Origin of the sequence: Aeromonas sp. Prich7-2, from assembly GCF_017939255.1 — a bacterium.
GTDB classification, from domain to species: Bacteria; Pseudomonadota; Gammaproteobacteria; order Enterobacterales; family Aeromonadaceae; genus Aeromonas; species Aeromonas caviae.
This window is the reverse complement of the sequence record NZ_JAGKRI010000012.1, coordinates 19,761-40,491: the sequence shown is the minus strand read 5'-3', so window position 1 is coordinate 40,491 and position 20,731 is coordinate 19,761. Positions and strand designations below refer to the sequence as shown.

21 protein-coding genes are annotated in these 20,731 nt (G+C 65.0%); 10 read left to right on the top strand and 11 right to left on the bottom strand.

Annotation, left to right across the window (positions count from 1 at the left end; all coding sequences use genetic code 11):
• Positions 1 to 104 precede the first annotated feature (104 nt).
• On the bottom strand, positions 105 to 1,280 hold the full coding sequence (locus J9892_RS03490; protein WP_161470166.1) for an iron-containing alcohol dehydrogenase: 1,176 nt from the start codon (positions 1,278 to 1,280) through the stop codon (positions 105 to 107).
• Positions 1,281 to 1,465: 185 nt separating this feature from the next.
• On the opposite strand from J9892_RS03490, the gene J9892_RS03485 reads away from it, so the two are divergent.
• Positions 1,466 to 2,050: a hypothetical protein gene (locus J9892_RS03485; RefSeq protein ID WP_119197228.1), complete on the top strand. Its 585-nt coding sequence runs from the start codon at positions 1,466 to 1,468 to the stop codon at positions 2,048 to 2,050.
• 81 nt (positions 2,051 to 2,131) lie between these two features.
• On the opposite strand, the gene J9892_RS03480 is transcribed toward J9892_RS03485, so the two are convergent.
• The 4 genes from J9892_RS03480 to J9892_RS03465 all read right to left on the bottom strand — a co-directional run bounded on the left by J9892_RS03480 (position 2,132) and on the right by J9892_RS03465 (position 4,278).
• Positions 2,132 to 2,557, bottom strand: a complete 426-nt coding sequence (locus tag J9892_RS03480; protein WP_029313593.1) for a hypothetical protein — start codon at positions 2,555 to 2,557, stop codon at positions 2,132 to 2,134.
• 225 nt (positions 2,558 to 2,782) lie between these two features.
• Positions 2,783 to 3,529: an SDR family oxidoreductase gene (locus J9892_RS03475; RefSeq protein ID WP_161470165.1), complete on the bottom strand. Its 747-nt coding sequence runs from the start codon at positions 3,527 to 3,529 to the stop codon at positions 2,783 to 2,785.
• A 42-nt stretch (positions 3,530 to 3,571) separates the two neighbouring features.
• Positions 3,572 to 3,808: a DUF3624 domain-containing protein gene (locus tag J9892_RS03470; RefSeq protein WP_128296369.1), complete on the bottom strand. Its 237-nt coding sequence runs from the start codon at positions 3,806 to 3,808 to the stop codon at positions 3,572 to 3,574.
• Entirely contained in the window at positions 3,805 to 4,278 is a 474-nt protein-coding gene (locus tag J9892_RS03465) for an N-acetyltransferase (RefSeq protein WP_161470164.1), read from the bottom strand. Before J9892_RS03465 ends, J9892_RS03470 begins: the two co-directional genes overlap by 4 nt.
• A gap of 187 nt (positions 4,279 to 4,465) precedes the next feature.
• On the opposite strand from J9892_RS03465, the gene J9892_RS03460 reads away from it, so the two are divergent.
• Together J9892_RS03460 and J9892_RS03455 are read left to right on the top strand one after the other, a co-directional pair.
• On the top strand, positions 4,466 to 5,908 hold the full coding sequence (locus J9892_RS03460) for a RimK family protein (RefSeq protein ID WP_043154036.1): 1,443 nt from the start codon (positions 4,466 to 4,468) through the stop codon (positions 5,906 to 5,908).
• Positions 5,909 to 5,932: 24 nt separating this feature from the next.
• Positions 5,933 to 6,463 (top strand): MgtC/SapB family protein, encoded by a 531-nt coding sequence (locus tag J9892_RS03455; protein ID WP_160836811.1) that lies wholly within the window; start codon positions 5,933 to 5,935, stop codon positions 6,461 to 6,463.
• 55 nt (positions 6,464 to 6,518) lie between these two features.
• Here J9892_RS03455 and J9892_RS03450 read toward each other — a convergent pair whose 3' ends face one another.
• Both J9892_RS03450 and J9892_RS03445 read right to left on the bottom strand, forming a co-directional pair.
• Positions 6,519 to 8,135: an alpha-amylase family protein gene (locus tag J9892_RS03450; protein ID WP_052815612.1), complete on the bottom strand. Its 1,617-nt coding sequence runs from the start codon at positions 8,133 to 8,135 to the stop codon at positions 6,519 to 6,521.
• Between the two features lie 117 nt (positions 8,136 to 8,252).
• A complete protein-coding gene (locus J9892_RS03445; RefSeq protein WP_039039795.1) occupies positions 8,253 to 8,531 on the bottom strand; it encodes a DUF2442 domain-containing protein in 279 nt (92 codons plus the stop codon).
• A 258-nt stretch (positions 8,532 to 8,789) separates the two neighbouring features.
• On the opposite strand from J9892_RS03445, the gene J9892_RS03440 reads away from it, so the two are divergent.
• The gene (locus J9892_RS03440; RefSeq protein WP_052815611.1) at positions 8,790 to 10,754 is read left to right on the top strand and encodes an LTA synthase family protein; all 1,965 of its coding nucleotides are present in this window, start codon (positions 8,790 to 8,792) and stop codon (positions 10,752 to 10,754) included.
• A gap of 55 nt (positions 10,755 to 10,809) precedes the next feature.
• On the opposite strand, the gene J9892_RS03435 is transcribed toward J9892_RS03440, so the two are convergent.
• Positions 10,810 to 11,280 (bottom strand): Lrp/AsnC family transcriptional regulator, encoded by a 471-nt coding sequence (locus tag J9892_RS03435; RefSeq protein ID WP_010672715.1) that lies wholly within the window; start codon positions 11,278 to 11,280, stop codon positions 10,810 to 10,812.
• Positions 11,281 to 11,429: 149 nt separating this feature from the next.
• Here J9892_RS03435 and J9892_RS03430 point away from each other — a divergent pair, with 149 nt between their 5' ends.
• A complete protein-coding gene (locus tag J9892_RS03430) occupies positions 11,430 to 11,948 on the top strand; it encodes a tyrosine-protein phosphatase (RefSeq protein WP_069652013.1) in 519 nt (172 codons plus the stop codon).
• A 6-nt stretch (positions 11,949 to 11,954) separates the two neighbouring features.
• On the opposite strand, the gene metA is transcribed toward J9892_RS03430, so the two are convergent.
• Complete coding sequence (metA, locus tag J9892_RS03425) at positions 11,955 to 12,902, bottom strand: homoserine O-succinyltransferase (protein WP_010672713.1); 948 nt, start codon at positions 12,900 to 12,902, stop codon at positions 11,955 to 11,957.
• 144 nt (positions 12,903 to 13,046) lie between these two features.
• Here metA and J9892_RS03420 point away from each other — a divergent pair, with 144 nt between their 5' ends.
• Complete coding sequence (locus J9892_RS03420) at positions 13,047 to 14,285, top strand: HD-GYP domain-containing protein (protein WP_200163891.1); 1,239 nt, start codon at positions 13,047 to 13,049, stop codon at positions 14,283 to 14,285.
• Between the two features lie 58 nt (positions 14,286 to 14,343).
• A complete protein-coding gene (locus tag J9892_RS03415) occupies positions 14,344 to 15,519 on the top strand; it encodes a CinA family nicotinamide mononucleotide deamidase-related protein (RefSeq protein WP_200163890.1) in 1,176 nt (391 codons plus the stop codon).
• Here J9892_RS03415 and J9892_RS03410 read toward each other — a convergent pair.
• Positions 15,516 to 16,031: a metal-dependent hydrolase gene (locus J9892_RS03410; protein ID WP_010672710.1), complete on the bottom strand. Its 516-nt coding sequence runs from the start codon at positions 16,029 to 16,031 to the stop codon at positions 15,516 to 15,518. The two genes, J9892_RS03415 and J9892_RS03410, sit on opposite strands and share 4 nt — an antisense overlap.
• 393 nt (positions 16,032 to 16,424) lie before the next feature.
• Between J9892_RS03410 and J9892_RS03405 the strand changes: the two genes are divergently transcribed.
• From J9892_RS03405 to J9892_RS03395, 3 genes are all read left to right on the top strand, one after another.
• Positions 16,425 to 18,089, top strand: a complete 1,665-nt coding sequence (locus tag J9892_RS03405) for a FapA family protein (protein ID WP_328705959.1) — start codon at positions 16,425 to 16,427, stop codon at positions 18,087 to 18,089.
• Positions 18,090 to 18,202: 113 nt separating this feature from the next.
• A complete protein-coding gene (gene yidA, locus J9892_RS03400; RefSeq protein ID WP_041214347.1) occupies positions 18,203 to 19,012 on the top strand; it encodes a sugar-phosphatase in 810 nt (269 codons plus the stop codon).
• Between the two features lie 363 nt (positions 19,013 to 19,375).
• On the top strand, positions 19,376 to 20,146 hold the full coding sequence (locus J9892_RS03395) for a gamma-glutamyl-gamma-aminobutyrate hydrolase family protein (protein ID WP_010672706.1): 771 nt from the start codon (positions 19,376 to 19,378) through the stop codon (positions 20,144 to 20,146).
• A 151-nt stretch (positions 20,147 to 20,297) separates the two neighbouring features.
• Here the strand turns inward: J9892_RS03395 and J9892_RS03390 are convergent, their stop codons facing one another.
• A complete protein-coding gene (locus J9892_RS03390; protein ID WP_103858871.1) occupies positions 20,298 to 20,702 on the bottom strand; it encodes a hypothetical protein in 405 nt (134 codons plus the stop codon).
• Positions 20,703 to 20,731 lie beyond the last annotated feature (29 nt).

Genomic DNA, 20,731 nt, shown 5'->3' with positions numbered 1-20,731 from the left:
GGGGCGTTCTCTTTTCCAGCCGTCAGCCAGATGATCAGAGTGCGTGAGAGAGGATCCTGGCCGCACTTATTGTCCAGATCGCCCCTTGGCCAAGGGCCTCAGGCCTAGAGGGCGTGAGAGAGGATCCGCGCTACCTTGTCGGGGTCGATGTCCTGCTGCTCCCCGAGGGCGGTCAGCCCGAAACGCTTGAGGTTGGAGCAGATACCGGGGATGCAGCCCTCGCTCAGGCCGTAGTCGGCAAGCCGGGTACCCACCCCCATCTGCTGGAAGAACTGCTCGGTGCGGATGATCGCCTCCTCGATGCGCAGCGCCTTGTCCTCCCGGCTGGAGTGCCACACCCGCTCGGCAAACTGGGCCAGCTTCTCCTGCTTCTGGGCCGCTTGCTCCCGCAGCAGGGAGGGCAGCACCACCGCCAGACTCTGGGCATGATCCAGCCCGTGCAGGGCGGTGAGCTGGTGACCGATGGCGTGGGTGGACCAGTCCTGGGGCACGCCGCGACCGATGAGGCCGTTGAGGGCCAGGCTGGCCGCCCACATCAGGTTGGCACGCACCTGGTAGTTGGTGGGCTCCGCCAGCGCCCGCGGACCGTTGTCCACCAGCACCTGCAGCAGCCCTTCCGCCAGCCGGTCCTGCACCTCTCCCCCCACCGGGAAGGTGAGGTACTGCTCGAGGATGTGGACGAAGGCATCCACCACGCCATTGCCCACCTGGCGCGGCGGCAGGCTGTAGGTGGTGGCGGGATCCAGCACCGCAAACACCGGTTGCACCAGCGGATTGTAGAAGGAGAGCTTGGCCTCCCCCCGGCTCACCACGGCGGCGGGGTTGCTCTCCGAACCGGTGGCCGGCAGGGTCAGCACACAGCCGAGCGGCAGCGCTGCCTTGATGGGGGCCTTGTCCCGCAGGATCTCCCAGGGATCGTCCCTCTCGAAGCAGGCCGCGGCGGCCACGAACTTGGTACCATCCACCACGGAACCGCCACCCACCGCCAGCAGGAAGTCGATGCGCTCGCGCTTGACCAGAGCCACCGCCTCCATCAGCTGATCGTACTGGGGGTTGGCGCCGATGCCGGGAAACTCCAGCCACTCCCGGCCCGCCAGCGCCTGGGTCAACTGCTCATAGACCCCGTTCTGCTTGATGCTGCCCCCCCCGTAGAGCACCAGCAGACGGCTGCCGGCCGGGATCAGCTCGGGCAGCCTGGCGATCTGGCCTTCACCAAAACAGATGCGGGTGGGATTGGCATATTGGAAGTTGTACACGGCAGAGCCCTCGGTTGATTGCATGCCGGGGAATTGTGCGCCTGCCGTGCCATCAGGTCAAAAACGGGAGCCTGTCGTCAAAAATACGATGCCAGCCTGCCGATGCCGGGCGCTCCTGCCCGGCTTTGCTATGGTGATAGCGGGCAGACGAGTTCGTCGCCCCCTCAAACCCCTCCCGGGGTCCCTTTCCCACTCACAGGGTCTCTATCATGAAACTGAAGCACGCCTGGATTGCGGGTGCCCTCACCCTCTGTGCCCCTCCCCTGCTCTATGCCGCAGAGGTCACCACCCATGTGGCCGTGGCCCCCGGACAAGCCAGTCTGGCCGAAGAACTGACGGCCAGGGCAACCGTCACCGCCATCGACCTGGCCACCCGCAAGGTCAGCCTGAAAAATGCCGAAGGGCAGACCCTGGATCTGATCGCCGGGGAGGAGGTGACCAACCTTCCCCAGCTCAAGGTGGGAGATGTCGTGGCCTTGAGATATCTGCAACTGCTGGACCTGACCCTGCTCAAGGGCACCGCCGGGGTGAGAAAACGGGTGGTGGAAGTAGAAGGGGGCAAGGCGGCCGCCGGAGAGAAACCCGCTGCCGGCGCCGGCATGCAGGTAACCATCTATGCCGACGTCATCGACGTGGACAAGGCGCACCAGACCATCCGGGTCAAGGGGGTCGACCATACCCTGACCCTCAAGGTGCAGGATCCGGCCCAGTTCGCCCTCATCGCCCAGGGGGACCAGATCAAGGCCGTGCAGACCACCGCCATCGCCATCGGCATCACCCCCCAGAGTCCCTGAGCCCTGACCACGGCCTGCCAGCCCCGTGGCAAGGGGGCAACCCCTTGCCTTTAACGCCAAAAGATTGCCGTTTGAATCACATCATGCCTGGGAGGCGGATTTGCCGGTGAGGCGATCCATGGCCTCCTTGAGCATGGCATCGCGCTGCGCGGCCAGGTCCTTGCTCTGCGTTTCGCGCTCCTCGGCAGAGAGCGTCTTGTCATCCGCTATCCCCTTGAGCTGACGCTCGAGATCGTCAAATTTTTTGCGATCAAAGCCCAGGGCCTTGTCCACCATCTGCTGCACCCGCGCATCCTTGACGCCACCGGTCAGGACTGTGTTCTTGCCGTTCCTGGCCAGATGCTCGTAGGTCAACGCCTGCTGCGCCTTGCCGGTCAGCACCTGACTGGAGAGGCTGACCTGCTGAGACCAGCCGCTCTGCTTGTCGTCGCTGTCGCTGAGGGTCGCCAGGGCACGGTTCTGGGACGCGCTCTGGGCGAGTTGATGACCATAGGGTTTGATATCCATGAAGGCTCCACGCTCACTGCCGGCCTCGCCGGCTCCGGGGATGGTTTCCCCGCCATGGGCCTAAGACAGCAAAATGCAGGCCAACTTGAGTACCCCCCTCTTTCGACGGTTCAGCACGGGGTCACAGCACGCCTCCTTCTGCACTCCATGACGAGTGCGACCAGACCCATCAAAAAAAGGCGCCCGAAGGCGCCTCTTGTGGACAGAAGTCGGCTCGTCATGACATCAGCGACGGCTGATGTGGAGCGGGCCGAAGGTCTGGGCCACCGGCATGATCTCGATGCTGTTGATGTTGACGTGGGCGGGCTGCTCGCTGATCCAGAGTACGGTATTGGCGATGTCTTCCGGCAGGATGGCCTGCACCCCCTGATAGACGGTGGCCGCCTTGGCGTCGTCACCGTGGAAGCGCACGTTGGAGAACTCGGTGCCGCCACACAGGCCGGGCTCCACGTTGGTGACACGCACCGCCGTGCCCGCCAGATCGGCACGCAGGTTGAGGCTGAACTGCTTCACGAACGCCTTGGTCGCGCCGTAGACGTTGCCGCCCGGATAGGGATAGGTCCCTGCGATGGAGCCGATATTGATGACGTGGCCGCAGTTGCGCGCCACCATGCCCGGCAGCAGCAACCGGGTGATCAGGGTCAGGCCGCTGATGTTGGTGGCGATCATCTGCTCCCAGTCCTCAAGGTCTGCCTTGTGGGCAGGCTCCAGCCCCAGTGCCAGGCCGGCGTTGTTGACCAGCAGGTCCACCTGTTGCCATTCGGTCGGCAGCCCCTCGATGGCGGCGCGGGTGGCGGCCTTGTCCTGGACATCGAACACCAGAGGCAGGAACTGCTCGCCCAGCTCCTCGGACAGGGCGGCCAGCCGTTCGCCGCGGCGCCCGGTGCCGATCACCCGGTGGCCAGCGCTCACCAGCAGGCGGCTGATGGCCTCACCAAAGCCGGACGAGGCGCCCGTTACCATTGCAATCATGTGAACCTCCATTGTTATTTGTCTTCTTGAAAAATCAGCACGTTATATGTCGCGTTTGCCCAGCTTTCGCCATGCGAACACCGCCAGATGCAGCAGGAAGAGACCCGAGCCCCCCAGCGCAAACAGCAGGCCGGTCAGGGCGTTGACCGAGGTATCGGCGCCGCACCACCACCAGACCAGCCAGCCGACGATCCCGATGAGAAAGGTCTGGGCGGCGCAGACCGGGCAGCGCCCGAGCTTGGCCCTGATGGCCGTAGCCAGGCAATCTTCGCAACTCATGATGGCTCCTGCCGCTCATTGCCCAGCGCCAGCACCAGGCGGTGGGCATGCTGGCCGGGCCCGTAATAATCGGGCAGCCGTACCCCGGGGCGAAACCCCAGCCCCTGATAGAGGGTCCTGGCTTCTGGGTTGGCGTCGGCGACCTCGAGGCGAATCGCCCCCCAGCCGGCCTCGCGCCCTTCCCGGATCACCTGCTCCAGCAGGCGGCGTGCCCACCCCTGACGGCGGACGGTCCAGCGGATGGCGAGGGTCTGGATGATGAGACGATCCCAGCCTTTGTGCTCCAGCACGCTCACATAGCCCATCACCTGCGCCTTCTCGTCTTGCAGCAGCAGGGTGCGCCCCTTGGCCTGATTGAGCAGATAGTGCCAGCGGCTGCGGCCGAAGGCGACCTCGGGGGGAAAACAGTAGCGTTCCAGCTTCACGATGGCGCCCAAATCATCGGCTCGGGCGGCGCGCACGGTCAACACGGGGAGTCCTTGTTCGGTTATTTATCCTCAGCACCAGAAATGCGACTTGTATCACAAGTTACCAAGGCAGAATATTAGGCACTGTAACCTCTTGTTTCCCCTCGCGCCATTGTCGTGCTTGTCGGTGCATCGAAGCCCACTGGGGATCCTGCCGTTTCTGGCAGTCCTTTCTGTGGAGCCTGAAAATATGAGTACCTATGTCATCGTCGAGGAGCCGGGCGACTGGCCCTGCCATGCCGACTATCTGCTGACCGCCCGCACCTACCTGCAACACGGTCTGCCCACCACAGGGGGGCGTCCGCGCATCATCAACCTCTGCCGCAGCCTGGAACACCTGGGGGCCGGTTATTACTGCTCCCTGCTGGCCCAGGCCCGCGGCCACCACTGCCTGCCGGGATTGCAGGCCATCAGCCGGCTGCAACCCCAGCAGCCCCCCGCCAAACTGTGGCGCAAATTGCAGGGCTGGCTGGCCCAGCAGAGCGAAGACAGGATCCGGGTGCGCGCCATCTTCGGCCAGTGCGAACAGAGCGAGCTGGCGGGACTCGCCCGCTATTACTACGGCCTGAGCCAGTTGCCGCTGCAGGAGCTGACCCTCAAGCGCGGTCGCCACGGCTGGTCGGTGCGCCAGCAGGAGAGCCTGTCACCGCTGGCGCTGAGCCCGAGCGAGAAGGCGCTGATGGTGCAGCACGCCCAGGCGCTGGTGGGCACGGGGGACGAGGAGCAGACGGCACCACGCTACCAGCTCGCCATCCTGGTCGACCCCAACGACGGCCGCGCCAGCAGCGATGCCCTGGCGCTGGAGCGTTTCATCAAGGCGGCCGCTGCCCAGGGGATCCAGGCCGAGATCCTGCCTCCCTCGGCCATCGAACGGTTGCCGGAGTTCGACACCCTCTGGCTGCGCGCCGAGACCGCGGTCGGCCACTACACCTTCGAGTTTGCCCGCCGTGCCGAGCAGCTCAAGATGCCGGTCATCGACAGCTCCCGTGCCATCCTCGCCTGCAGCAACAAGCTCTATCTCTACGAGCTGATGGTGCGCAGCGGCGTGCCCATGCCCCCCACCACCGTCGTGACCCGCCGCGGCCGCCAGCATGTGGACGAACTGGTGCAGCGCCTCGGTCTGCCACTGATGGTGAAAATCCCCGACGGCGCCCAGGGGCGCGACCTCGCCATGGCCGGCGATGACATCCAGCTCGCCCGCCTGCTGGATGAGGGGCTGGCCCGCTCCGCCCTGCTGCTGGTCCAGAGCCGGATCCCTGCCGAGTTCGACTGGCGCATCGGCTTTCTCGACGGCTCGCCGCTGTTCGCCTGCCGCCGTTACCGACCCGAACCCGGCAACCGCATCCGTCGCCGCAAACACCCCCTCGACATGAGCCGCATCGAGGCGCTGCCCCTCAGCGACGTGCCGGAGCGGGTGCTGCAAACCGCCCGCCGCGCCGTGCACCAGCTCGGCAACGGCCTGTTCGGGGTGGATCTGCGCCAGCAGGGTCAGGGCTGCGTGTTGCTGGAAATCATCGACAACCCCTGGATACGTGGCGATATTGAAGACAGGGAGGCAAAGGACCTCTACGAGCGCCTCGCCCGGGCCTTCCGCCAGCGGCTGGAGAACCGGGGGCAGAGCGCGACAGGATAACAAGCATCGCGAGCAGAGGTGGATATGATGACAATGCAGTGGTGGGACATCGCGCCCCTTGGCTGGGAGAACATCCTGGTCTGTCTGGTGTGTGGCACCCTGGTGGGGCTGGAGCGGCAGCTTCGCGGCAAGCCGGTGGGGATCCGCACCTCTTCCCTCATCGTGCTCGGCACCTACTGTTTTCTCGCCATCGGCGCCGCCGTCAGTCCTCAGGGCGCCGATCAGGCGCGGGTGCTGGGTCAGCTCATCACCGGGGTCGGCTTTCTCGGGGCCGGGGTCATGATGACCCGGGATGGTCAGGTGCTGGGGGTGACCTCCGCCGCCGCCATCTGGATGCTGGCCGCCCTCGGCGCCCTCATCGGCATGGACATGCTGCATCAGGCGCTGCTGCTCACCGGCGTCACCCTCTCCATCCTGGTGGGGGTGGACTACTTGGAAGCCAGCTTCAAGAGCCTGCGCCGCGGGGTGCACAATCGGCTGGAACACTGGCGCCACGGGGCCGAGCCCTCGGTCTCTTCCCGCCGGGACGATCTGGGCAGCGGCATCGAGAAGTAAGCCGCCACCATGAAAAAGGGCTCCACTATGGAGCCCTTTCTGTTGTCTGCCTCCCTCAGCGCACCAGCAGGAAGCGGCCGGTGAGGGGCGGCAAGTCCACCGTCACGCTGCTGCCACCGATGGCCAGGTTCTCGCCGCTCTGCAGATCCACCAGGGCGCTGCCGCTGCGCAGCTTGCCGACCGGCACGGCGTAGCTCTGAGGCGTGGTGGAGACATTGAGCAGGTAGACTACTTGCTCGCCCGCCGTCTGCTTGATGTCGCCATAGACGCTCCCCTCGGCCACCAGCTTGACCCGCTCCCCCTGATAGAGGGCGGGGTGGGCGGCGCGCAGGGCCAGCAGAGCGCTCAGCCACTGCTTGAGCTCGGCCTGCTCGCTGCTCGGCACGAAGCCGGTGACACCGGGGACCTTGCCATCGCTGCGGGCCACGTGATCATCGCAGAGCCCCTGGGCCGCACAGTCGCCCCCCACCTGACTGGCAAAGCCAGGCACCTCGTCGCCAAACTCCTCGCCATAGTAGAAGGTAATGGGACCGGAGCGGGCGGCCATGAAGCTGAAGGCCGCCTTGTGGCGCTGCCAGTAGTCCGCCCCATTGAAGTTGCCCCGCTCCAGCAGATCGCCGAAGCGCACCAGATCGTGGTTGCCCAGCATCAGGTTGGGCATGGCATGGTCCGGGTAGTTCTCCACCTTGTTCCAGCTGGCGTCGAGCACGCTGGCCCCCTGCCCGCCCTTGCCGGACTCTTCCACCGCCAGCGCCTGTACCAGGCCGTAGCGCAGGGGGAAGTCGAACGCCGAAGAGAGCGCCGGGTTGTCGCTCGGGCCATAGGCCTGGGCGCGGATCTCGTCGGCGCCCTTCCACACTTCCCCCACCATGTAGCCGAGGGTGCCCCACTGCTGGCCGGCGGCCTTGCGCGCCGCGCTGGCCTGGGCCACCTCGCTGCGAATGGCGCGCCAGTCATCCAGCCCCAACTGATAAGCCTGATCGAGGCGCCAGCCGTCGATGCCGTACTGCTCGACCCAGTAACGGGCCACCTCCTTGAAGTAGGCCAGACTCTCGGGCTGGCCGTAATCCACCAGCTGACCCGGGTAGCCTGCGCCGCCGCTCTTGAGGGCTGGCAGCCGCCCCTCTGGTGAAGGCTTGCTCACCCCCACCTTGTTGACGTGGCCGAACACCCCGTCGAGGAAGACATAGAGCCCGCGCTGGTGCGCCCCGTCCACCAGTTTTTTAAGCTGGGCGTTGCTGCCGAAGTTGGGATCCACGTTGAAGAAGTCACAGGCGAAGTAGCCGGTGGCATCCAGCCGGTCGTCCCCGGCCTGGCCGGCGCAGGAGTCAAACACCGGCGTGAGCCAGATGGCGTTGACGTTGAGGCTCTTGATGTGGTCGAGGCTGTCGATGATCCCCTGCAGATCGCCGTTGTGCCGGGAGGGGCCGTAACCGACGCCGTAGTTGGCGCTGCCATCGCCGTCGACGAAGGACTCCACCATCACCTGGTAGGTGCGCAGGTTGCAGGCTGGCTGATCATTGCCGTAGCAGGCGCGGCTGGCCGACGCGGGGGGCGGATTGACCACCGGGGGCTGGGGGTCACTGCTGCCACCGCCTCCCCCGCTGCCGCAAGCCGTCAGTAACAGGGCGGCCCCGATGAGGCCGCCACGACGCAACGTTCCTTGTTTCATTGTTATGTTCCCGCTGTGGTGGATGGGCGCCCAAAGCGCCGCACTGGGGTCATAATAACGACCTGACCGACGCGGGTCTGTGACTGAAAACGTTACCTGACTCAACGAGTTAGCATGTCAGAAGCGATGCATGTTGCGATCGGGGAAGGCGGCGCGCTCGTCGATGGGCAGGATCAGGTGGTAGACCTCGTGGGCCGCCAGGGTGAAGCCCGAGGGCCACGCCAGTTGATGGCGATCATCGATGAAGACACGGGCGAAGCGACGCTCGGTCTCCATGGCCGCAAACAGCGGCTGGCCGCGCCAGGGGGTGAGATCCAGCACGCCTGTGGTGCCGTCGGAGAGCACCACGAACAGAGACCAGCCCTGCATATATTCCACATCGATGAAGACCGGCATCCCTTCGGCTCCGATTGAGAAATCCGGCGCCATTATAGGCACGACCATTGTCTTGATGTGCCAGCAGGATCACAGTTTCCCCAGCGTTTTATGCTCTCTTCGAACCCTGCATCCCGTCACAAAAAAATCATAAAACGTGCCAGCTTCTCCATTTATACCTCCCCCCCATGCAACCTTTGCCAGGCGCCACTGTCATACTCCTGCACCATAACAACAATGCGTCCGGGGACTGGGCGCAAACAGGTTTGCAGGAACAATATGACCACCATCAGACAATGGCTGGGACCGGTTTGGCCCATCGCCGTCTTTGCATTGATCGCGCTCATCTCCCTGACCGTCAGCCGCCTTGGCCTGGGGCTCTGGCAACTGGAACGGGTGGATGCCGTCTCTGGCTGGCAGGAGATGCTGCTGCAAGGCATTCGGGTCGACGTCGCCACCCTCTGCTGGGTCTGGGGCGTACCCGCCGTCTTGACCCAGTTGCTGGCCGGACCCCACGCGCCGGGGCGGCTCTGGATGCAGCTTATCCGGATCTGGCTCACCCTGGGGCTCTGGCTGATGCTCTTTCTCGAGATCTCCACTCCCGCCTTCGTCACCGAATACGGGGTGCGCCCCAACCGTCTCTATGTGGAGTACCTCATCTATCCGAAGGAGGTGCTCTCCATGCTGTGGGCTGGCCGCAAGGGCGAGCTGCTGCTGGCCGTGATCTTCAGCGGCGCCGTGCTGGGCGGTGGCTGGTGGCTGAGCGGCCGCCTGGTGCGTGACCTAAGCTTTCCCCGCTGGTACTGGCGCCCCGCCTTCGCCCTGCTGATCCTCGCCGTCGGCTTCCTCGGCGCCCGCTCCAGTCTCGGCCATCGAGCCCTGAATCCGGCCATGGTGGCCTTTGCCGACGATCCCCTGGTCAACGCCCTCACCGTCAACTCCGCCTACTCCCTCTTCTTTGCCATCAAGCAGATGGGGGCCGAGGAGGACGCCAGCCAGTTTTACGGCAAGATGGCTGACCATCAGGTACTCGACATAGTCCGCGAGGAGAGCGGTCGTCCTCTCGGCGATTTCACCTCTGCCGATCTGCCGAGCCAGACTTTCAACACGGCCAGCTACCAGGGCAAGCCCAAAAACCTGGTGATCCTGCTGCAGGAGAGCCTAGGGGCCCAGTTCGTCGGCTCCCTCGGCGGCCTGCCGCTAACCCCGAACATCGATGCCTTGTCGAAAGAGGGTTGGGCGTTCGAGCAGCTCTACGCCACCGGTACCCGTTCGGTACGCGGCATCGAGGCGGTGCTCACCGGCTTCACGCCGACCCCGGCCCAGGCCGTGGTCAAGCTCGGCAAGAGCCAGACCAACTTCTTCACCATCGCCGACCTGCTCAAGCAGCGAGGCTATGACACCAGCTTCATCTATGGCGGCGAGAGCCACTTCGACAACATGCGCAGCTTCTTCCTCGGCAATGGCTTCACCACCATCGTCGAGCAGAAGGACTTCAAGAACCCGGTGTTCGAGGGATCCTGGGGCGCCTCGGATGAAGATCTGATGGCCAAGGCCAACGAGACCTTCGTGGCGCTGCACAAGGAGGGTAAACCCTTCTTCAGCCTGGTGTTCAGCTCCAGCAACCACGATCCCTTCGAGTTCCCCGACAACCGCATCGCCCTGTACGAGCAGCCCAAGCAGACCCGCAACAACGCCGCCAAGTACGCGGACTACGCCGTCGGCGAGTTCTTCAAGAAGGCCAGGGCATCGGACTACTGGAAGGACACCCTGTTCCTGGTCATCGCCGATCACGACAGCCGGGTCGGGGGAGCCAGCCTGGTGCCCATCCCCCGCTTCCACATCCCGGGGGTCATCCTGGGGGACGGCATAGCACCGAGAAAGGACCCCCGCATCGTCAGCCAGATCGACATGGCCCCGACCCTGCTCTCCCTCATGGGCATCAGTGCCGACTACCCCATGCTGGGCAAGGATCTCACCCGCATGCCCGCCGACTGGCCTGGACGCGCCATCATGCAGTACGACAAGAACTTCGCCCTGATGCGTGGCAGGGATGTGGTGATCCAGCAGCCCGAGCGGGCGCCGGAAGGCTTCATCTACGAGGATGCGACCGAAACGCTCACCCCGGCGCAGCAGCCGGACACCATGAAGGATACCGCCCTGGGGCTGGTCCTGTGGGGCAGCCTGGCCTATCAGCAGGGGCTCTACCGGACGGCGCAGGACAGCCGGCTGGCTCTCAACTGAGGAATCGCCCACAAAAAAACCGCCCTCGGGCGGTTTTTTCTTGCGGCTAGCCCCGTCAGGGGTGGGGGAAGCAGGGGAGCGAGCGGCTGAACCTGTGCTCGAACACCAGGGAGGTCTCGAGGTGCACCACCTCTTCCCGGGAGGTGAAGTGATCGAAGACGAAATTGCGCAGGTGTTCGGTATCGGAGACGCACAGGTGCACCAGGAAATCATCCTTGCCGCCCATGTGGAACAGGCTGATCACCTCGGGCAGGGCCAGGATGGCGTCGCGAAACGCATCGATGATCTGGCGGCTGTGACGGGCCAGTTGCAGGGAGACCATGGCCTGGATGTGACCGCCCAGGGCCTGGTAATCCACCTCGCAGTGCGCCCCCTTGAGCACGCCATCCTGCTGCAGCTTGCGCACCCGCTCCAGACAGGTGGACGGCGCCACCCCGACCAAGGCCGCCAAATCCTTGTTGGTCATGCCCGCATCGCGAAACAGATGGGCCAGGATGTCCAAGTCCAGTTGATCCAGGTTTCTCATCTTTACTCCTTGCATCGCTCGATTTTTTTAGACTCTGCCCGTAAACCGGGCCGAACACAACGCAGATTGACATCGCCTCCGGCCCCTCTATGCTGTGCCGCACCCGCAGGATGCCGATCCCGTTGACCCCGACCACCACGAGGAACCCCATGCTCAGTGCCCATCCCTTCTGGAGCCTGGACGTTCCACGGCTCGACGGCCAGCTCCTGCTCACCCCCTGCCCCGGCAGCCAGCAGGTCCCCATGGCCGACGCCCTTGCCCAGTTGCAGTTGGCCGGTGCCGGCGGGGTGCTGACCCTGATGACGGTGGAGGAGCTGGCCCTGTGCGGGTCCCTCTCTCTCGGGCAGCTGGTGCAGGCCAGAGGCATGAGCTGGTTCCATCTGCCCATTGCGGATGACGAGGCACCGGATGCCGCCTTCGAACAGGCCTGGCCCGGGGTGCAACCCCGACTGCTCGCCCTGCTACGCGAGGGACGGCACCTTGCCATTCACTGTCACGGCGGAAGCGGGCGTACCGGGCTGGCGGCCGCCCTGCTGCTGATGACCCAGGGGCTGCCCCAGCAGGAGGCCATGACCCTCATCCGGGCCAGACGGCCACGTGCCTTCACCCTGGCCTGCCACCGTCACTGGCTCGATACCCGTGGGCGGCGGCTGGCCGGAGCGGACTGATGGGCTCTATCCCTTGGGCTGCTGGTAGGTAAAGACCTTGCCGATGTCTTCCACCTTGTAGCTGGTCAACTGGTAGACGTAATAGTTGAGCCAGTTGGAAAACAGCAGGTGACCGTGGCTTCGCCAGGTGGCGCGCGGGGTCTGGCTTGGGTCGTTGTTCGGGTAATAGTTGACCGGAATGACGGGGGTGAGCCCGGCCGCCAGATCCCGCCGGTATTCCCCATCCAGGGTCAGGGCGTCATATTCCGGATGGCCGGTGACGAACACCTGGCGACAATCCTTGGTGGCGGCCAGATAGACGCCCGCCTCTTCCGACTCGGCGAAGATCTGCAGATCGGTGTGGGCGCGGATGAGATCCCCGTCGAAGGCCGCATAGCGGGAGTGGGGCGCCACGAATTCGTCATCGAAGCCGCGCAGCAGCGCCTCGTGCTCGTCGAGGCGGTGGTGGCGATAGACCCCGGAGAGCTTCTCGCCGTGGGTCTGTTTCTCCATGCCGTACAAGGCTTTCAGCGCCGCCTGCACCGCCCAGCAGAGGAAGAGGGTGGAGGTGACATGCTGATGGGACCACTCGATGATCTCGACGATGCGGGGCCAATAGACCACCTCCTCGAACTCCACCAGCCCGAGCGGCGCCCCCGTGATGATCATGCCGTCGTAGTTGTTGCCTCTCACCTGCTCGAAGTCGTGATAGAAGTTCTCCAGGTGCGCCTGGGGCGTGTTTTTCGACTCCCGATCGTCGATGCGCAACAGATCCACGTCCACCTGCAAGGGCGAGTTGGAGAGCATCCGCATCAGCTGGATCTCGGTTTCTATCTTCTTGGGCATCAGATTGAGGATGAGCACCCGCAGCGGGCGGATGTTCTGGGTGACGGCCCGGGATTCCGTCATCACGAAGATGTTCTCCTGCCCCAGCACTTCGGCGGCGGGCAACTGGTCCGGGATCTTGATCGGCATGCTGACTCCCTGTACTGCATCGGTAAATATGTCTGGACATCTAGAAGCCTATAATAAAGCGCTCCCGCTGTCATCAGATACCTTTTGTATTCACCCCGCCCTTTGACTAGCATACGGCTCAGTGTGTCCCTCGTGCCCAACCCCATGACAGGAATCAAGATCTCCGTAGAACGGCTGCAAGTCGGCAATTATGTCTCCCTGCCTTTGGGATGGCGTGAGCACCCGTTTCTGTTCTCCAGCTTCAAGCTCAAGAGCGAGGAGGAGATCGAGCTCATTCGTCGCCTTGGCCTCAAGCTGGTGACCATCATTCCCGACAAGAGCGATGCGCCGCCCAAACCGCTGAACCAGATCCAGGCCCAGCCGGTAGAGGCGCCGGATACCTCCCAGCGTCAGGCCGAGATGCAGCTGGAGAAGGAGCGCCGCATCGAGCAGCTGCAGCAGTATCGCCGCGATCTGCAGCAGTGCGAGAAGCAGTTCCAGCAGTCGCTGGCCCAGGTGCGCAACGTGATGAGCAAGATCCAGTCCCGCCCCCTCAATGCCATCGGCGAGGCGCAGGAGCTGATCAACGCCATGACCGAGCAGCTGCTGTCGGTGGACGAGATGGTGCTGCACCTGGTCTCCGACAGCGAGGACGGCAACAACCTCTACTTCCACTCCCTCAACGTCAGCGTGCTCAGCATGCTGCTGGCCAAGGAGTGCAACATGTCGGCCGACGAGATCCGCCAGGTCGGCATAGGAGCCCTGTTCCACGACATCGGCAAGCTGAAGATCCCGAGCCAGATCCTGCGCAAGACCGAGCCGCTCACCAAGCCGGAGCAGAACCTGATGGCCCAGCACCCGCGCTACGGGCTGGATCTGCTCAATCTGGCCAAGGACTTCCCGGCCGAGGCGAAGGGAATCGTGCTGCACCACCACGAATACCTGGACGGCAGCGGGCCGGAGGGGCTCAAGAAGGGGCAGCTCGATCCGCTCACCCAGATTGTGTCGCTGATCAACGAGTACGATAACCTCTGCCACATGCAGGCCAAGGTACCCTACTCGGCCCTGAGCGGCCTCTACAAGCAGCGCAAGGCCCAGTTCAACCCGGACTACCTCGGCATGCTGATCCGGCTGATGGGGATCTACCCGCCCGGCAGCGTGGTGCAGCTCTCCAACGGCCAGGTGGGGCTGGTGATGTCGGTCAACGCCTCCCGCCTGCTCTACCCCTCGGTGCTGGTGTACGATCCGCGCATCCCGCGCCAGGAGGCGGCCATCATCGACCTCGACGCGGCCGAGCTCTCCATCGCCAAGGTGATCCATCCCAAACGGCTGCCGCCGGCGGTGTTTGAGTACCTCAACCCGCGCACCCGCATCAGCTACTACTTCGAACACACCAAGCCCTGATCGACCCGGCCACCCAGGTGGCCCCCCCAGCCCAGCCGTCAGCCCCGAGGAGCCCGCCATGCGCATCGAAATCATCAGCACCGGAGACGAGATAGTGACGGGTCTGGTGGTGGACACCAACGCCGCCTGGCTGAGCGCCCTGTTGCTGGAGCAGGGCTGGCAGGTGCGCCGCCGCGTCACCGTGGGGGACAACCTCAAGGACTTGAAGGCCGTGCTGGCAGAGAGCGCCAGCCGCGCCGAGGTGGTACTGGTGTGCGGCGGGCTCGGCCCCACCGCCGATGATCTCACCGCCCAGGCGGCAGCCGAAGCCTTCGACCAGCCGCTCACCCTGTTCCCGGACTGGCTCGCCACCATCGAAGCGCGTTACGCCAACCGCGGCAGGCCCATGCCCGCCAGCAACGCCAAGCAGGCCTGGCTGCCGCAGGGGTGCGAGATCCTCGACAACCCGGTCGGCACCGCCTGCGGCTTTGTGGTCACCCACACAGGCCACCAGGGCCCAAGCCGGCTCTTCTTCACCCCGGGCGTGCCGTTCGAATTCAAGCAGATGGTGCGCGAGCAGATCATGCCGCGCCTCAAGGCGCTGGCTGGCGAGCAGACCGACACCGAACTGCGCCGTTTTTATACCTTCGGCGTCTCGGAGTCAGCCCTCAGCGACATGTTGGATGCCGCGCCCTGGCCCGCCGGCATCGAGCTCGGCTACCGCTCCTCCATGCCGCTCATCGAGCTGAAGCTTATTGGCCACGGCGCCAGCACGGCGGACATGGACGCCGCCGAGGCGCGGCTGCTCGCGGCCATCGAGCCCTGGCTGGTAGGACGGGGCGATGAGGAGCCGGCGCAGCAGATCCTGGATCTGCTGGGGGAGCGGTCGCTGCACTTGCAGGAAGGGGAGAGCCGGGGCGCCCTGCTGGCCATGTGCCATTCCCACCCCGGGCTGGAGGCGCACTTCAGCCACAGCCTCCCCGCCGACCTGATGCAGCTGGCAGTGCCCGCCGCCCCCCTGAGCCTCACCATAGGCCGTGCCGGGCCGGACGGCGTGCCCCTGCTGCTGTGCGCCGACGGGCGGCAGTTTGGCCAGACCCTCAAGGTCAGCCACCCGGATCCCGAGAGCGGGCACCGGATCCTCGCCTTCGCCGCCCTCGACATGCTGCGCCGCCACCTGCTGGGGCTGCCGGTGCTCGCCGACTACCTCACCCTGACCCGAACGGCCAGGTACCAGGAGGGCGCCCGGGACTAGAAGTGAGCCAAGCCTGCACCGCCATGGACCCAGTACCCGGCGAGCGCCAGGGTCAGCAGGCAGAAGGCCCTCTCGTAACCCCCGCCGCTCTTGAGGGGCAGGCCGGGCAGGCGAAAGCGCCGACGCCAGGGCCAGAGCAGGGGAATGCCCATGGGGGTGAGCCAGTCCCCCAGCAGATGGCTGAGATAGCCCACGATGAGGGCATCCTTCACCGCCCCCGACAGCAACCAGGGGGCTTCCACCTGGGCCAGCCCCCAGACCCCCATCCCCACCGCCAGCAGGCTGTGGGTGAAGCCGCGATGGCCGAACAGCCGGGAGAGCGGCCCCGAGATCCAGGGCAGTTGCCGCCCGAGCAGGGAGCGGGGGTGATCGAGATCCGGCAGCAGGGCGCTCGCCAGGGCCATGGGAACGATATGCCACAGGCTGGCATCGGCCAGGGCCGGAGTCAGTTCAACCTTGTGGGCAAGCAGGACGCAGGTGACGGAAAACAGCAGGTGGCCTTGGGCGGTCATGGGGCTCGTTCGGTTGGACAGAAAAAGGGGCTGATCGATGGCGCCAGGGTCCTCGCCCTGAGGCGGCAGCAGATTAAAATCCTTCTCTTCCTGCCTGGCAAGGTGATTTGCATCGCCTCCCTCAACGTGATGGACACTCTGGATAGCGAAAGCATAAAACATCAGCATATTGCGCTAAAAAACTGCAATGGAACCCACGACATGGCCGGCTCTGCCCCTCTCCCGTCAGCCGATATTTCCTCAACCCGGCTCACCCATTTGCATTCAGATCGTTGACCCGGAAGGAAAAATACCCGAATACTGCGCGTTGGATCCGCCCCGGCGGCATTGGATGCCGGCAAGGAGAGGCCCCGGCATGGGGCAAACCGGACAGGGACAACGAAGGAGGGCCCGGTGTTAAGCAAAGCGTGGTTTCAGCTGTCGGCCGACATGAGCTATGTCTGCCTGCGCATCACCCCGGGCCTCACCGAGCCCATCCAGGAAAGCGACGTCCTGGCCCTGCTGCGACTCTCCAACTGTCGGCGCTACGAACCCCTCGGCGAGGGGATCCGCGAAGCCGTCACCCTGCTCAACGCCCTCATCGCAGAGCCGGATGCCCCCGCGCATCCGCCAGTCCCCATTGCCCGGCGCCAGGATGCCAGGCTGCTCATCCAGGTGGACAAGGACCAGATGAGCGCCAGGGCGCAGATCACCGCGGACTGGGGTGGCCAGCCCCTGACCCTGGCCCAGTTGCAGGAGGCCCTGGCGGCCAGCACGGTCAAGCAGGGGGTGAGCGAGCGGCTGCTTGCCGCCGCCATCCAGGCAGCGGGTGAGGCGGCACCCGGTGTCCAGCTCAATCCCGTCATCGCCCTCGGCAAGGCCGCCAGGCACGGCCTGGATACCCGCCTGGAGCGGCTGGTGGAGACCGCAGCCGAGCGGATCCTAAAACCCCAGGAGCGGGATCACGGCAAGGTGGACATGCGCGACCTCGGTACCCTGCTCACCGTCAAGGCGGGGGCGTTGCTGATGCGCAGGCACCCCGCCACCCAGGGCATCGACGGCTTCACCGTGACGGGCCAGACCCTGACCGCCCGCCACGGCAAGGAGAGCGCCATGACGCCGGGTGATGGCACCTGCCTCTCCCCCGAGGATCCGGACCTGCTGCTGGCGACCCGCCCGGGGCTCCCCTGTCAGGAGCGTGCCGGGATGCGGGTCGACGAGGTACTCAACGTCAAGCAGGTCGACATCCGCCACGGCCACGTCGAGTTCGAGGGATCCCTGTTGGTCACCGGGGACGTCATGCCCGGCATGCGCGTCAAGACCAGCGGGGACGTGGTGATCGGCGGCTTCGTCGAGGGCGGCTACATCGAATCCGGCGGCACCATCACGGTGCGCAACGGCATCATAGGGCGCAAGCTGGCGGACGACGAATACCTCTGCCACCTCAACGCCGGGGGGGAGATCCACGCCAGCTATGCCCAGTACGCCAGGCTGGAGGCCGATGGCGACATCCATATCCTGAGCCAGCTCAGTCACTGCTATTGCCGCAGCGGCCAGGATCTCAAGGTGGGGGACAGCGCCATGCGCAAGGGGCACCTCATCGGCGGCATCAACATCGCCAACCGGCTCATCATGGCACCGGTGCTCGGAGCCTCGGCGGCCAATCGGACCCGGTTGCAGATCCTCGGTGGCTATTTCAGCCAGAAGGAACAGGAGCTGGCGCTGCGCCAGCGCAAACAGACCTGCGCCGAGCAGATAGACAAGCTGCAGGATCTCATCCTGCGGCTGCTGCAACTGCCCCGTGACAAGCGCAATCCCGAGACCCTGCAGAAGATCAAGGCGCTGCGCACCCGCCAGTTCGACGAGAGCAAGAGCCTGGACGAGCAGCTCGCCGAGGCGCAGCGGGAGCTGCAGGCGCTCATGGCCAACATGGACATCATCGCCACCCAGCGCCTCTTCCCCGGCGTCGAGGTGGAGATGGCCCATCACCACAACAGGGTCGACATCGAGCACGGCCCCATCCACTTCGCCATCCGGGAAGATCAGCTGCAACTGACCCCCTACCAGGGCCAGCGCTGAGGGGCAACGTGCCCCCGCTTCGGCAGGCGGCGTGATCCCGGCGGCGATTTTCGCTACACTCGGCCTCCCCATGGCCCCATCGGGCGGGCCGGCCAGACTCAGGTAGTGAGAAGATGTACAAGCTGATCGCATTGGATATGGATGGCACCCTGCTGACCCCAGAGGGCCGAATCTCCCCCCGCACCCAGGCCGCCATCGCGGCAGCCCGCGCCAGGGGCGTGACCGTGGTGCTGGCCTCCGGCCGCCCGCTGGAAGGCATGACCGCCGCCCTGACCGAGCTGGGCCTCACCGGCCAGGATGACTACGTCATCTGCTACAACGGCGCCCTGGTGCAGCAGGTGTCCGAGCAACGCATCATCCGCAGCCAGTTGCTGACCGGCAGCGATGCCCGTGCCATCGCCCACCTGGCCTGTGAGCTGGGGGTGAACATCCACGGCTTCTCCGTCCGCCAGGGGCTCATCAGCCCCAGGATCAGCCCCTACACCGAGCACGAATCCCGCCTCATCGGTCAACCCATCAACCTGGTGGACTTCGCCACCCTGCCCGACGACGAGCAGATCATGAAGGTGATGATGATTGACCCCGAGCCCCTGCTCTCCCGTGCCATCGCCCAGCTGCCCGCCGAACTCCACGAGCGCTATACCGTGGTGCGCAGCGCACCCTATTTCCTCGAGTTCATGAACAAGCGCAGCAACAAGGGCACCGGCGTCGCCGCCCTGGCCGAGCACCTGGGGCTGGATGCCTCCCAGGTGATCGCGGTGGGAGATGCGGGCAACGATCACCACATGATCGCCTACGCCGGACTCGGGGTCGCCATGGGCAACGCCACCGACGAGATCAAGGCGCTGGCACAGCACACCACGGGGCGCAACGATGAAGACGGGGTCGCCCAGGTGATCGAACGTTTCATCCTGAACGCCTGAGTCGACAAGGGGCCCTGTGGGCCCCTTCTGCTATCCGGCCGCCCGGCCAGATGTTTAATATATCCACCATCAAATCTCTCTCCGCACCATGTATCCCCCCTCAAGCCCCTTTAAATGGGACTCATAGCCGTATCCCGGCATCAACGGTTAACATAATCGCATCATTTTGTTTGACATATTGAACGGCCTTGGCAGACTGGAGGCAGGATCCAGGCTGTCGTTGCCAAGGCTGACCGACGATTCTGGCACGCTGGCGCGACCCTGATCCCACGACCATGCCTTGAGGCATGCCCTTGCGAGCCGAGGCGGCAAGGGCCTTCCCAAGGCGCAGGATGAGACCGCCAAGGATAGCCAAGGTGACCTATGCCCAACCCCAGTTCCCATAACAAACCCGTCGTGCTGATGACCATGGGGGCCCAGACCCGCAGTGGCCACGCCTACCAGGTCATGACCCACAAATACATCAAGCCTCTGGTGGAGATCAGCGGCTGCGTGCCGCTGCTGGTGCCCACCTGCTGTGGCACCGAGGATCTGGAGCAGTATCTGGACCTCGCCGACGGGGTCTATCTGAGCGGTGCTGGCTCCAACATCGATCCTGCCCTCTATGGCCAGGAGAACCTCACCCCGGAAAAGCCCCAGGACAGGGACAGGGATCTGTTTGATATTCCCCTGGTGCGCGCCGCCCTCGACCGTGGCCTGCCGATCCTCGGGATCTGCCGCGGCATGCAGGAGATCAACGTGGCCCTGGGAGGCGACATTCACCAGAAGGTCTATTGCGAGCCGGGTTATGACGATCATCGGGAGGATGCGGATGACCCGGTGGACGAGCAGTATGGCGAGAGCCATCAGGTCGAGCTGGTGCCCGGTACCTGGCTGGCCGAGCTGATGGGGCAGCCGTCGATTCCGGTCAACTCCCTCCACGGGCAGGGGATCAAGACGCTGGCCAAGGGGCTGGCCCCCCTGGCCCATGCCGAAGACGGGCTGATCGAGGCGATCCACGCACCCGCCCTCTCCCCCTTCCTGCTGGCGGTGCAGTGGCACCCGGAGTGGAAAGCCAGCGAGAACCCCCACTCCATCAAGCTCTTCACCGCCTTTGGCGACGCCTGCCGCCGGTTCAGGCAGCAGGTCGGCTAGTCGCCGACCCCTTGCCCTTGAGCCTGGACAGGGCCCCGTACATCGGGGGCTGCCCAGAGGCATCCGACGTGGCGGGCCTGTGAAACCCACACGCCATCAAGCTGCCCACTGCCTTCGGCGACGCCTGCCGCCCGCTCAGGCAGCAGACGGGCTAGTCGCCAAATCCCTTGCCCTTGAGCTTGGGCAGGGCCCCGCGATCAGGGCGCAGGGTTCGGCAGACATCCAGCCCCTTGAGGCCCCGCTGGATATGGTCCGGGGCCTGCCCGAGCACCATGCCGTTGCCGCGATAGAGACGGGCATCCTCCAGCTCGAACAGCTCGCCGCCGATGAGCAGTTGCTCCCGGCCATTCACCACCTTGCCCCGTTTCAGGGGCAGGGTCATGTCCACCTGGATCTCGCCGGTGGCACACCCCTCGCGCCAGCGCGCCTCGTCGGAAAACGGGGAGATGGCGATCTCCCGCCAGGATCCGTCCCTGAACTCCATCCGGTAACGGTCTTGCACCAGATCGCATCCCGCCAGCATCATGGGGATCGCCAGCCAGATGACACCCTTCATTCCCTTCACGCCCTTGCTCCCTTGTTGTT

What these genes read in the sequence shown, in the direction of transcription:
- J9892_RS03420 (WP_200163891.1), top strand. Translation starts at nt 13,047, where the DNA reads ATGACAGGAATCAAGATCTCCGTAGAACGGCTGCAAGTCGGCAATTAT.
- J9892_RS03455 (WP_160836811.1), top strand. Translation starts at nt 5,933, where the DNA reads ATGATGACAATGCAGTGGTGGGACATCGCGCCCCTTGGCTGGGAGAAC.
- J9892_RS03490 (WP_161470166.1), bottom strand. Translation starts at nt 1,280, where the DNA reads ATGCAATCAACCGAGGGCTCTGCCGTGTACAACTTCCAATATGCCAAT.
- J9892_RS03460 (WP_043154036.1), top strand. Translation starts at nt 4,466, where the DNA reads ATGAGTACCTATGTCATCGTCGAGGAGCCGGGCGACTGGCCCTGCCAT.
- J9892_RS03480 (WP_029313593.1), bottom strand. Translation starts at nt 2,557, where the DNA reads ATGGATATCAAACCCTATGGTCATCAACTCGCCCAGAGCGCGTCCCAG.
- J9892_RS03410 (WP_010672710.1), bottom strand. Translation starts at nt 16,031, where the DNA reads ATGACCGCCCAAGGCCACCTGCTGTTTTCCGTCACCTGCGTCCTGCTT.
- J9892_RS03415 (WP_200163890.1), top strand. Translation starts at nt 14,344, where the DNA reads ATGCGCATCGAAATCATCAGCACCGGAGACGAGATAGTGACGGGTCTG.
- J9892_RS03485 (WP_119197228.1), top strand. Translation starts at nt 1,466, where the DNA reads ATGAAACTGAAGCACGCCTGGATTGCGGGTGCCCTCACCCTCTGTGCC.
- J9892_RS03445 (WP_039039795.1), bottom strand. Translation starts at nt 8,531, where the DNA reads ATGCCGGTCTTCATCGATGTGGAATATATGCAGGGCTGGTCTCTGTTC.
- J9892_RS03395 (WP_010672706.1), top strand. Translation starts at nt 19,376, where the DNA reads ATGCCCAACCCCAGTTCCCATAACAAACCCGTCGTGCTGATGACCATG.
- J9892_RS03470 (WP_128296369.1), bottom strand. Translation starts at nt 3,808, where the DNA reads ATGAGTTGCGAAGATTGCCTGGCTACGGCCATCAGGGCCAAGCTCGGG.
- J9892_RS03430 (WP_069652013.1), top strand. Translation starts at nt 11,430, where the DNA reads ATGCTCAGTGCCCATCCCTTCTGGAGCCTGGACGTTCCACGGCTCGAC.
- J9892_RS03390 (WP_103858871.1), bottom strand. Translation starts at nt 20,702, where the DNA reads ATGAAGGGTGTCATCTGGCTGGCGATCCCCATGATGCTGGCGGGATGC.
- yidA (WP_041214347.1), top strand. Translation starts at nt 18,203, where the DNA reads ATGTACAAGCTGATCGCATTGGATATGGATGGCACCCTGCTGACCCCA.
- J9892_RS03475 (WP_161470165.1), bottom strand. Translation starts at nt 3,529, where the DNA reads ATGATTGCAATGGTAACGGGCGCCTCGTCCGGCTTTGGTGAGGCCATC.
- J9892_RS03450 (WP_052815612.1), bottom strand. Translation starts at nt 8,135, where the DNA reads ATGAAACAAGGAACGTTGCGTCGTGGCGGCCTCATCGGGGCCGCCCTG.
- metA (WP_010672713.1), bottom strand. Translation starts at nt 12,902, where the DNA reads ATGCCGATCAAGATCCCGGACCAGTTGCCCGCCGCCGAAGTGCTGGGG.
- J9892_RS03440 (WP_052815611.1), top strand. Translation starts at nt 8,790, where the DNA reads ATGACCACCATCAGACAATGGCTGGGACCGGTTTGGCCCATCGCCGTC.
- J9892_RS03435 (WP_010672715.1), bottom strand. Translation starts at nt 11,280, where the DNA reads ATGAGAAACCTGGATCAACTGGACTTGGACATCCTGGCCCATCTGTTT.